Origin of the sequence: uncultured Roseobacter sp. (assembly GCF_947492555.1) — a bacterium.
GTDB lineage: Bacteria > Pseudomonadota > Alphaproteobacteria > Rhodobacterales > Rhodobacteraceae > Roseobacter.
In genome coordinates, this window is record NZ_CANLNE010000009.1 from 43,221 (window position 1) to 54,376 (window position 11,156).

Here is an 11,156-nt window from a genome sequence, read left to right on the forward strand (position 1 = left end):
GAAGATTTCGCATTCAATACTTGGGAGGAACTACCATGAAACTATTTTCAACCACTGCTCTGATCGCAAGCGCTGTGTTGGCAACATCCGCGTTTGCGGATGGCCACGCCACGTTGCCGCTGAAGGAGCTGGACGGCATCGCGGATCGTAACTACTGGATCCCCGGCGAGGTAAATGCCGACGGCGCCTTGGAAAAACTGCAGGAAGTCGTCGGCTCCGAAGCCGTCAAATTCTCGGGGACTCTCGACAAGCCGGTGCAGATCGCGCTGATCTACCCGTCCGCCGATACATCCGACTTCTGGGCGCGCAACTACCTGGCGATGACCAAGCGTCTGGAAGAGCTGGGCATCGCGTTTGAGACAACCGAATTCGCCAGCCGCCAGATCGAGCATTCGCTGCAGGCGACATATGCCAGTCAGGTCGAGCAGGACGCGGATCTCTATGACTATGTGATCTTTGGCCCGTCCGAGCTGGAAATCCAGGCGGATAACATCGACAAGCTGTCGGGCAACGACGGTTTCGCCACCTACGTCTGGGCGTTTCACACGCCGCTGAAAGACCTGACCAACCAGCCGGATGCCTGGTTCGATTTCTCCTCTGCCGCCGGTGCCCTGACCATGTGTGACTACATGCTGGGCCGCCTGGGCAATGATGTGACCATGGCGATGAACCGGGGCATTCCCGGCATCACCGACAACCAGCGGTCGGGCGATTTCAAAGCCTGTGTGGAGGAGAAGGGCAACTGGACCACGGCCTACGAACACTATGGCGAGTACCAGCGCGAAGGCGGGTTCGAGGGCACATCCCTGATCCTGCAGGCCTATCCGGAGGCAACCATTATCCACAACGCGAACACCGCCATGGCGATGGGCAGCGTCGAGGCGCAGGTGTCCCAGGGCAAGGAGAAAGAGGTTTTCTCAACCGGGTGGGGCGGTACCGGTCTGGAACTGGACGCGATCCGGCGCGGCGAGCTTGATGCCACGCCCATGCGCATGGGCGATGATGTCGGTGCGGCCACTGCCGAAGCGATCAAGGCGGACCTTGAGGGCCGCGCGGATGAGCTGCCGATGGTGTTCCTCGGACGCATCACCGTGGCCCATGATCAGATGAGCGCCGAGGAGATCGACGCGCTGGAACAGGAAGCTTTCCGCTTCTCTGGCGTGGGCGCTCTGGAGCGCTAATTCTTTCCGTGAGGGCCGGTTCAGATCGGCCCTCGCGACCCCCTAGAGGGTTTCTTTGTGACCTCTCAGATCCAAGGTTGACCATGTACTTTGAAAAGACCCTGAAACTGACCCATCTCGCCGTGATGGAGATGCTGCACGCAGGCATCTCCAAGGCAGATGAGATCGGACAGCCGCAATGTATCGTCATCGTGGATGCAAGCGGTGGGACACTTGGTCAAATCAGGATGGACGGCGCGAAATATCTCAGCATGAAAAGTGCTCTCGCCAAGGCGCGTACGGCTGCATCTATCGGGGGTCCAAGTGACGCGATCCCGGAGGCCGTTGGCCTCGCTATCGCGGCGGCGACGGACGGTGAGGTGACGCGGCTCGGAGGCGGGCTGCCCATTTACAGCGAAGGCATTCGACTCGGTGGCATCGGCGTCGGGTCCGGGTCCCCGGATCAGGACAAGGCCGTCGCCGAGGCGGCGATCACCGCCATCGGCGCGACTGCGAAATAAAAACAGGTGTAGCACGGTAGACAGGCTGGTCATCAAGTTCTCATGCAAATACTTTGCATAAGACAGATTATCCAACTCAATTTTTTGTAGTCGCAAAGCTAAAATATCACCCGTAGGATCGAGCTTTACCCATCACATGATCCGACAAAACCTGTCGCTCTTTCTGATCACAGGTCTACTATCTTGGGCTGAGTTGCCGTCGCCATGGCCTTTTCTCTGGGAATTCGCCTACAAATACCTCTCCCGGATGAACTGCGTTTTCAATATGGCCGTCATTTCCCTTCCCCACGCGAAACGTGCTGGCGCGGGATCGTTGGCCAGAAACCCAAACGCTTCGTTTGCCGACACGACGTCTGTCGGAGACAAAGGGGGCCGTCTCAGGTGAAGCGCTGATTGCGCCTATGATGCACCCTGTGGGAGAGCCGTCTCCGCAAGGCTGACCCACATCCTCAAACCAATCGGGAACAGCTTGTCATTAAAAACAAACTTGTCGCCGTGCAGCCCTTCGCGGGGTCCCACGTCACCGGCCCCGAGCCAGATGTAGGCACCATCCCCCACCGCGTTGAGCAGATAGGAAAAATCTTCGCACCCTAATGAAGCTGCTTCGTCGGTAACGACCCTTTCGGCGGGCAGGAAGCTGTCTGCCGCAGCCTTGGCCGTTGCAGCACCATTTGCTGAATTGACCACAGCGGGGTAGCCCTTTCGATAGTCCAGCGCGTAATCGAGGCCATGTGCCTGTGCGATCCCTCCGGCGATCTGTGCAATTCTGGCTTCGACGTGGTCCGAAAAATCTGGATCGAAAAACCGTGCCGTGCCTTGCACCTCCATTTGCCCGGGGACGATATTGTTGATGCGCCCGCCGTGTACTTGGGTAAAGGACAGGACCAAAGCGGATTTCGGATCAACCGTGCGGCTGACGATACGCTGTGCGGAACTGATGAATTCGGCGGCGGCCAGTACCGGGTCATCGCCAAGCTCGGGCATCGCGGCATGCGCACCTTTTCCCATAAACGTCAGGGTAAAGTCATCGACGCCCGCCATGATCGGTCCTTCGGTTACGATGACCGCCTCTTCTTTCACACCGGGCCAGTTGTGCTGTGAGAAAACCTGTTCTGCAGGAAAGCGCGCCAACAGACCGTCGGCTACCATTTTTTTACCCCCGCCGTGGACTTCCTCTGCAGGCTGGAAAACGAAGTATAGTGTCCCGTCGAAATTGGGCGTCTCGCTCAGAAGTTTGGCAGCGCCAAGCAACATGGCGGTATGGGCGTCGTGTCCGCAGGCATGCATCACACCCTCCACCTCTGAGCTGTGCGCAAGACCGGTTGCTTCCTGCACAGGTAAAGCATCCAACTCCGCACGAAACATGGCGGTTCGCGAGCTCGTCCCTGACGTGAGCACTCCAACAACGGCGGTTTCTGACACGTCTCGATGGACCTCGAGGCCAAATTCCGCCAGCTTGTGCGCCACGAAATCTGCGGTTTTCTCTTCTGCGAAGCCCAGTTCAGGAGTGCGATGTAGCCGGCGCTGCCAGCTGATGACGTCCGGTAAAACCGCGTCCACATAATCATTGCGTTGCATGTTCATATCTTTCTTCCAGCGGTGCCCGGCGCTCTGCAGGGAATCCGTTGGAAGGCATGTAGCAATGAGGCTTAAATGGATATTGTACGAATTTGCTCCGTTAGGAGCGTGAGCGCCGATATGCCCCTGGCGTAAATCCGTAGGCACGTGTGAAATGGCGTGTGAAATGGCTTTGATCTACGAAACCAGAGGCAACGGCGGCCGCCGCCAACCCTTCTCCGTCATCTATGAGGCCCTTTGCATGGCGAATGCGACAGTCCACGAGGAAATCATGCGGGGAAATCCCTTTCGCTGCCTTGAACGACCGTATCAGGTGCCATTGGGACCAGCCCACCTCATCGGCCACTTCTTCGAGGCCGATGCCGTCGATGCATGACGCTCGTAATATTTGCTCGATCAGCGCGATCCGCCTTGGATCACGGTACGTGTAATCTTCGGTGGCTGGGCGCTCAGCATGGCGCTCTACCAAATCCAACAAGATACCAGCCCAGATTTCCCGCATCTCATGTGTATCGCATTGTGACTCGAGGCCCTTGTGCAGCCTCGCTATCCGTGATGCCAAGTTGGGATCGTGTACAACGGACTTCGCAAAATACGGCCTGATCCCGTTGTTCTCTACGCGCAGAAAATGCGCCTCGGACGGGTACATTACCCGGTATGACCAGCCGGCATCCGATGCAGCCTCTCCATCGTGTTGGGATTGTGGGTTCACCAGAATGACATCGCCAGGACCCGCTGTGTGCACCTGTCCTCGGCAGTAGAACGCTTCGAGACCATGTGTCACAACCCCTATGACATAACCTTCGTGGATGTGACGTCTGTACTTGTGGGTTTTGAAGTGCGCAGCAAACAGCTCCAAATCGGATATCTGTCCGGCGCGCCAATACTTTTTACTCAAGTCCGATCCTCGATTGGCAAACCCGTGTCCAGCCACACAAACTGGCGTGCTCAGTCTGGTACTTGGGTCTGCTGTCAAATTTTCGGGGTCAATCAGTATCAGATGACGGCAAGGTGGACAAATGCGCCGTCATTGCGAGGCCCCGGCTCGACGCGTTCGCAATCCAATGCTCTGAAACCATCAAGACGCTTCCGCGACCATCGCCCTTGCCGCCCGTCCAGCAGACACAAGATACTCCGGATCTTGATGGACAAGGACGGTTGAGAAAGCACCATCCATGAGCAAAACGACATGCCGGGCCAGTTCACCCGGGTTCTTCGTTTTGTGATCCTGAAACTCTTCACAAAGCCAGGCTTCGAATTTCTTCTTATGTGCAGCGCCGACTTTCATAGCCGGATGACCTGGCATATTTGCCAGCTCAGCAGCCGTGCGCAGAAAACCACAGCCTTTCCATTTCGGATGACGTGCAGATTGCGACAGATTTGAGAAAATAGCTTCGACCTTATCAGCAAGCTTGCCCTCGGCATTGTCAAACCATGTTCTGAACAGTGCCAGATTCGGTTGATCGCGGGACGTCAGATAAGCCGTGATCAGATCGTCCTTGCTCTTGAAGTGATAATAGAGCGTCTTTTTGGTAATGCCCGCTTTTGCAGCAATGGCGTCAACGCTCACGGCGCGAATACCCTCGCCATAGAACAAGCGGTTGGCAGCATCCAGGATGCGGTCCTTGGCAGATCGATTTTCAGATGACATGGCTATGTATACTACTCAGTGAGTATACGTCAATTCTCCGTCTCGATATGGTCTGCGAAATCGAATGGAGACCGTCATGTCGCACTTGGTAGAATACGAACAAAAAGGGGCTTTCGCCCTTCTGACCCTGAACAGGCCGGAGAAGCTGAACGCTCTTAACTACGCCACAAATGACCGACTTCTTGAGTTGCTCGCCTCGATCGAAACTGATCCGACAATCAGGGCCGTCGTCCTGACCGGGGCTGGCGAGCGGGCGTTTTCGGCAGGGGGAGATATTCATGAATTCACGGAGAGCATCAAAGCGGGCGTTGATATCGCAGTCCGGGAATTTTGCAGACGTGGTCAGATCATGACCGCCAGGCTGGAAGCCTTCCCAAAGCCCATCATTGCCGCCGTCAACGGGATCGCCTTCGGAGGTGGGTGCGAGATCACCGAGGCCGTTCATCTTGCAGTGGCGAGCGAAAAGGCCTCGTTTGCAAAACCGGAAATAAACATCGGAATACCTCCCACGTTTGGCGGCACGCAGCGATTGCCGCGCCTTGCGGGTCGAAAGCGAGCGCTGGAGTTGCTTCTCACGGGAGACACCTTCTCGCCGCAACGGGGGTATGAGATGGGATTGGTGAACAAGGTCGTTCCACACGACGCACTTTTGCCTGCCGCTTTCGATCTGGCTGAACGCATTGTCCGGCATTCACCGCTCGCCGTGTCGCGGATTATCACGGCGGTGACGCGGGGGATCAATACAACCATCGATGAAGGCTTGCTGATCGAGCGTGAGCAATTCGCGCGGATGGCGGCCACGAAAGACGTTCATGAAGGGTTGAGTGCTTGGATTGCACGGCGGACACCCACCTACACAGGAGCATAGCCCTGGAAGACTGCCAAGGATGGCTCTGGGAGCAGACAAGAGCACGGCAGTGAACCAAGCTGTCCTAGGCTTCGCAAAAGGCGTCTTGGAGATGTGCGCGGCAAAATCCGCAATCGGTCAGGTTCCGAAAAACCATCTCACCACATTCATCCGTCTGCCGGATGCCGTGGACTGGCCGACCGCAGTCATTTCTGGCCTTTGACATATGCGGGACGCGCTTGCGGCAGCCTACGCGGAAGGTTCGTATCCGATAGAGGATGCCTTGCGCCTTTGCATTGACGTAGCCCCTTGGGACATCTGTTGTGCCGACGGCGAGTGGTCACCGCCATGCGCAATGCCCGTCCGGTTGCCATTTTACATATCCTGAAAGGAGCGAAGTTTACCGGACGCGGCATGGTTGGCTTCTGCCGTGGTCGGGTCGGTCAAAGCCGAAAACCAAGTCACGGTCATATCAATCCGGGTCTGAAAACCAAGGCGCTCATAAATCCGCATCGCATCCGTGTTGTCCGCAAGAGTGTGCAGGTAGGGCGTGTCGCCCCGCGCCAAAATGTGTGCGGCCGTATGACGGACAAGCGATGCCCCAAGACCTTGCCTTCTATAATCTGGGTGGACCGAGACGGCGCTGATCTCGGTGAAACCTGGCTGTCTGAACCGCTCACCCGCCATCGCAATAAGCCGGTTGTTGCGGCGAATACCCCAGAATCTGCCGAGCAGATGGGTGAGCGGCTCGAACGGGCCAGGCTCGGCCAGAGCAGCCAGCGCCTGCATTTCGAGCGCGTCCGTGCCGGTGAGCCGGACCGCGTCGTTTGAATGGCTTGGACACAGTTGAGGGCCGGCAACCATCTGCACGGCTGGCGCCGTTTCAGCAGGGGGTATATTGGGCAGCTCCGGGGCCTTCCCGGCCTGCATCAGCCTTGCCTCACCGCCCTGTGCAACAATGAGGCGTTCAAGGCTCACAATGCTTTCCACACTGTCGTCCCGCGCGGCCGCAAAGGGCGCAGCCTCGGTCATGAAGCGTCGGGCACCTCCACGCCCGAGCGCAAATCCCGCATGACAACTTGTGAGCGAGGTCCAGACCGGACGGTCGAGGACATCAGCGATGTCGATCAGCGCGCTATTGGCAAAGCGCCCCATCACCCAAGACCTTTCGCGGAATTCAACCACTGTGGCAAAAGCGAGAGCGGGTCTTCGACGGGCTGGGCTCGTATTGGCCTTGGCAAGGCGGCAAGGCGGGCATGAAGCGTGCGATCCTCGAAGGCATTTAGAACCTCGGTTGCGCCGCCAACAAGCTCGCCCCCGATGAAAACCTGAGGGACAGTGCGCATGCCTGTCCGCGCAAACAGCGCCCGCAGAACCTGGCCGCCCGCATCGCCCTTACGCAGCTCCGCGCTGTCGACGTCAATCGCCCGAAACGGGATTGCCGCGCGGTCAAAGAGTTTACGGACAGACCAACAAAATTCACACCACTCGAACCCGAACATCACGACCGGTGCGTCTGTATCCGCGAGCGCCGCAGCGACAAAAGCGGTTGCCTGTGGTGAGATCGCAGGCTCTTGGTCAGGCCGATTTTGGGCCTGTTGGCGGGGTGGTTTTGGCACGGAGGCGAGGATTTTCGCTTCTTCGGCCGTCATGGTCACCGGCACATCGTCAAAGAGCGGTGTCGTCAGATAACGCTCGCCAGTGTCAGGGATCATCGCGAGGATACGCGCGCCATCGGGCGCGGCTTTTGCCACCTCCAACGCCGCTGCCATTGTCGCGCCACCGCTAGGACCGCAAAATATCCCTTCCAGAGCCGCTAGGCGGCGCGCTACCTGCAGGGCAGCCGCACCCGAAACAGGTTGGAACCGGTCAATCAGACCAGATGACAGCGCCTGTTCCGCAAAAATCGAAACGAAGTCCGGCGACCACCCCTGAATAGGGTGCGCGCGGGAATTCGGGTGGCTGCGCGCAGGCCGCCCGTCAGGCAAGCGTGGCTGCAGAACGTCACTGTTGAGCATTTGAGCGTTTTCCGGTTCAACCGCGACAATCTGCGTAGCTGGGTTTTTGCGTTTGAGTTCTTCCGCCACGCCTTTCAGGGTACCCGCCGTGCCAAAACCGGATACCCAGTAATCGAGGCCTTCCTCGCTGAAATCAGTCAGAATCTCGCGGGCCGTTGTTGTGCGATGCGCTTCGATACTCGCGTTGTTTTCGAACTGACGGCACAGGAACCAGCCATGTGCTGTGGCCAGACGCTCGGCAGTGGCCATCATACCGGTTGCGCGCTCAGCAGCAGGCGTCAGGATAACTTTCGCACCGAGAAAGCGCATGAGCACGCGACGCTCGACGCTGAAATTCTCGGCCATCACAATCACCAGCGGATACCCTTTCTGGGCACAGACCATCGCCAGTGCAATACCGGTGTTGCCGGAGGTTGCCTCAATCACTGTTTGCCCCGGTTTGAGATCGCCCGAGCGTTCCGCTGCCTCAATCACGGCCAGCGCCAAACGATCCTTTACCGAGCTCATCGGATTGAAGGCTTCAAGCTTGGCATAGAGCTCAACATGTCGCGGCCCCAGGTTATTGATGCGCACGGTGGGAGTGCGGCCAATCGTGTCGAGGATCGAAGGGAACAGCCCACGGTCGCGTGACGCGTGTCGCAGGGTGCCGTCGCGCGCGGGCGCGTCAGTCTGACTATTCTCAAGTGTCATGGTTGATGTCTCCAAAGGCTGCAAATTACGGGCCGTGGTGAAGTTGAAATCTGGCGTGGCGGTGTCAGGCGGCAGCGCTGTGCCGCAGGTGCAGGTCGAGGTGACGGGCGATGTCGCGCGTATCGGGTCCGGCCCCGGAGATCTGAAGGGAGCGCCGTCGCCGCAGGAAGGGAAGCCCCAGCACGTAGAGGCCCGGTGCTCCCGTGACGACACCGCCGTCATGGACAAGCCTTCCACGACGATCAAAGACCGGCAAATCGCGAAACCAGTCATCCGCGGGCCTGAAGCCCGTGGCCCAGACGATGGATGCAATCTCGCCTGATCCGAAATCCAGACTGAGCCGGGGCGCCGTCGGCAACGGCGTCGCCGAGGGCCGTGTAGACGGCGTCAGCGCCGCACCGGGGCTCCTCTCAGCAGCCCAGATGTCGATCCGGTCGAGCAACCGGCCAAGCTTGAGATCCGCGGCCTGGCACAGATGCGCAAGCCCGCCCGAGAACAGCGCCCGTCCACCCCGGATATCGGCCAGCCTGCCGACGATCTCCACCCCAAGCCGGTTGAGGGCTGTCAGGTCGACCGGATCGGTGCCGCCGATCAACTGCGGAGACGGTGTGCGCCGCACCCGTGTCAGATCGTCAACGTCGTCCAGGCTTTCATCCAGCGCCCCAATGGCATCAAGCCACCATTCGATATCCCGCCCACGATAGTTCCGGGGCAATCGGACATGGGTCCCGACGGCCAGTGTGACGCGTCGCCCCGAGAGTTGTAATTCGCGGGCGATCTGGACGCCTGAGGCCGACGCACCAACCACCAGTACACCTCCATCCGGCAAATCCGATGGCCGCTTGTAAGACCCCGGATCGGTTTGAAAGACATGTTTGGGCACCGCAGTGGCCATCGCGGGCACCACCGGTCGGACGGCACCACCGCTGGCGGCCACCAGCGTCCTGCAGGAGATCGGGCCCTCTGATGTTGCCAGTTCGAAACCGCCCGGCAAAGCACACGCGCCGTGGACGCAAACGTTTTCCACAAGCGGTGCCGAAATGAATGACGCGTAGCGTGTCAGGCTTTCAGCAAACTCCCTTGCCGACATGAAACCGTGAAGTGACGGCCCACCGTAGGGGCGACCGGGCAGTCCGTTTGCCCAGTTCGGTGTCAGCAACCGCAGGCTGTCCCAACGCGCAGTGCGCCACGCGTTGCCAATCATGCCCTTTTCCAGGACCAGATGGTCGATGCCGCGCATGGTGAGCGCACGGCTCATCGCCAACCCGGCCTGACCCCCGCCGACAATGGCTGTATCCACATGGTTTCCGGTCATTTCTGAATTCCTTTCCGTTCTGGCCTGGGGGAGTATTCAATGCTGGGGCGCAGGCCGCAGACCAAAGCCTGCAACCCGCGTTCTTAAAGGCCGGGTCCCCTTGCGGGGTGGGAGAATGTGCGCTCAACATCTCTGCGTGTCAGCCCGATATCGCGCAGGATATGATCGGAGAGCTGCACACCAGTGACCACGCCAGTGCGCATCCGCCGCGCCGATTTTCGCGCCGTCGTATCCTGTGCAAGCCCGGCAAGAGCGTTCCACCAGACCGGGATGGGCAGATGTTTTGTCCTCTTCGTCACAACGCGCCCGCCTTACTTCCGACCGGTCGTGGAGACGTGTACCGCGGTGGGGTTGGTCAGGATGTCAAAGACCGCCGAGCGTTTCTGCGACTGGGCAACAAGGGCCGCGATGTCTTCAGAAGATGCGTCTGCGTCAATATCAAACTCGACCCGAATGGCGCTGAACCCGTTTCGGACGTCCGCATCAATCCCAAGAATACCCGCAATATCCATGTCGGCCTCAACGCTGGCGCGCACAGAGCGCAGCTTGACGCCGCGGTTCTCTGCGACCGCGGCAACCCCTGCGGTCAGACACCCGGCAAGCCCTGACAGGACAACTTCAACCGGGGTCGCGGCGGCATCCGGTGCCGCAAATTCAGCCGGATGATCGGTCTCGACCACATGGGCAGAGGGTCGCGTCTTGTCTTCTCCCAAACCAAAGAAGCCAGATATCGACGTCCGGCTGTGCACGCCATCGAGCCACTCACATTGAGCACGCCAGGTGAATTTTGCAGCCTCTGGTGCTGCTTCGAGCGCCGCGCGCGCATCAAGCAATGCCTGAACGTTTACGCCATTTTGACTCTCATTCATCAGTTCTGTCGTCATTTTGTTTCCTTTCCCTATGGAGACGCCGGCGGTCAGAATTGAATGTGTCTGCTGCCGTATGGGTATTTTTCTAGACTTCGGCCCGTCGGCTCGTTAGTGCTGTTTTGAGGAAAAACGGTCCATATGTGCCATTAAGAGAAAACTGCATGACGGCAGGACGCACCATCGACATCCAGTTACTTGCGCTTGAGGAAAGCTCGGCGGCAGCGCTCTACGGAATGCTGGAGGTGCTGAGCACGGCGGGGCGTCCGATCCGCGAAAGCAGGGGCATGGATCCGGCTCCGGCGACCCTTGTGCCGCGCATTGTCTCCCCGCTGCGCAAGCCTTTTCAATGTGCACACGGCATCCCGGTTGTTCCCCATTGCGCTATGGACGCAGACAACATCCCTGGTGTGTTGATCATCACTGAATTCTGGCTCACACCCGGCGATGACATGACTGATCGCTACGATGACGTGAAGGAATGGCTCAGACTGTGCCGGGAGGCTGGCA

Annotated in this window: 12 protein-coding genes; 4 read left to right on the forward strand and 8 right to left on the reverse strand. The window is 58.8% G+C overall.

The window, feature by feature from the left end; genetic code table 11:
- The first annotated feature begins 35 nt into the window (after positions 1–35).
- Both Q1A07_RS21790 and Q1A07_RS21795 read left to right on the forward strand, forming a co-directional pair.
- Positions 36–1,181, forward strand: coding sequence for a substrate-binding domain-containing protein (locus Q1A07_RS21790; RefSeq protein WP_299784622.1), 1,146 nt, complete (start codon positions 36–38; stop codon positions 1,179–1,181).
- 83 nt (positions 1,182–1,264) lie between these two features.
- Complete coding sequence (locus Q1A07_RS21795) at positions 1,265–1,681, forward strand: heme-binding protein (protein WP_299784624.1); 417 nt, start codon at positions 1,265–1,267, stop codon at positions 1,679–1,681.
- A 399-nt stretch (positions 1,682–2,080) separates the two neighbouring features.
- Here the strand turns inward: Q1A07_RS21795 and Q1A07_RS21800 are convergent, their stop codons facing one another.
- From Q1A07_RS21800 to Q1A07_RS21810, 3 genes are all read right to left on the reverse strand, one after another.
- Positions 2,081–3,406 carry an amidohydrolase gene (locus tag Q1A07_RS21800; protein ID WP_299784626.1) on the reverse strand — a complete coding sequence of 442 codons (1,326 nt, stop codon included), beginning with the start codon at positions 3,404–3,406 and terminating at the stop codon, positions 2,081–2,083.
- The gene (locus tag Q1A07_RS21805) at positions 3,360–4,157 is read right to left on the reverse strand and encodes an AraC family transcriptional regulator (protein ID WP_299784628.1); all 798 of its coding nucleotides are present in this window, start codon (positions 4,155–4,157) and stop codon (positions 3,360–3,362) included. Before Q1A07_RS21805 ends, Q1A07_RS21800 begins: the two co-directional genes overlap by 47 nt.
- A 180-nt stretch (positions 4,158–4,337) precedes the next feature.
- The gene (locus Q1A07_RS21810; protein WP_299784630.1) at positions 4,338–4,910 is read right to left on the reverse strand and encodes a TetR/AcrR family transcriptional regulator; all 573 of its coding nucleotides are present in this window, start codon (positions 4,908–4,910) and stop codon (positions 4,338–4,340) included.
- Positions 4,911–4,986: 76 nt separating this feature from the next.
- Here Q1A07_RS21810 and Q1A07_RS21815 point away from each other — a divergent pair, with 76 nt between their 5' ends.
- Entirely contained in the window at positions 4,987–5,778 is a 792-nt protein-coding gene (locus tag Q1A07_RS21815; RefSeq protein WP_299784632.1) for a crotonase/enoyl-CoA hydratase family protein, read from the forward strand.
- A gap of 354 nt (positions 5,779–6,132) precedes the next feature.
- On the opposite strand, the gene Q1A07_RS21820 is transcribed toward Q1A07_RS21815, so the two are convergent.
- The 5 genes from Q1A07_RS21820 to Q1A07_RS21840 all read right to left on the reverse strand — a co-directional run bounded on the left by Q1A07_RS21820 (position 6,133) and on the right by Q1A07_RS21840 (position 10,664).
- Entirely contained in the window at positions 6,133–6,912 is a 780-nt protein-coding gene (locus Q1A07_RS21820) for a GNAT family N-acetyltransferase (RefSeq protein WP_299784646.1), read from the reverse strand.
- The gene (locus Q1A07_RS21825) at positions 6,912–8,465 is read right to left on the reverse strand and encodes a pyridoxal-phosphate dependent enzyme (protein ID WP_299784634.1); all 1,554 of its coding nucleotides are present in this window, start codon (positions 8,463–8,465) and stop codon (positions 6,912–6,914) included. Before Q1A07_RS21825 ends, Q1A07_RS21820 begins: the two co-directional genes overlap by 1 nt.
- A gap of 64 nt (positions 8,466–8,529) precedes the next feature.
- The gene (locus tag Q1A07_RS21830; protein WP_299784636.1) at positions 8,530–9,780 is read right to left on the reverse strand and encodes an NAD(P)-binding domain-containing protein; all 1,251 of its coding nucleotides are present in this window, start codon (positions 9,778–9,780) and stop codon (positions 8,530–8,532) included.
- A gap of 83 nt (positions 9,781–9,863) precedes the next feature.
- Positions 9,864–10,079 (reverse strand): DUF1127 domain-containing protein, encoded by a 216-nt coding sequence (locus tag Q1A07_RS21835; RefSeq protein ID WP_299784638.1) that lies wholly within the window; start codon positions 10,077–10,079, stop codon positions 9,864–9,866.
- Between the two features lie 12 nt (positions 10,080–10,091).
- The gene (locus tag Q1A07_RS21840; RefSeq protein ID WP_299784640.1) at positions 10,092–10,664 is read right to left on the reverse strand and encodes an OsmC family protein; all 573 of its coding nucleotides are present in this window, start codon (positions 10,662–10,664) and stop codon (positions 10,092–10,094) included.
- A gap of 146 nt (positions 10,665–10,810) precedes the next feature.
- On the opposite strand from Q1A07_RS21840, the gene Q1A07_RS21845 reads away from it, so the two are divergent.
- On the forward strand, positions 10,811–11,156 hold a 346-nt coding region (locus tag Q1A07_RS21845), incomplete at its 3' end, for a hypothetical protein (protein ID WP_299784642.1).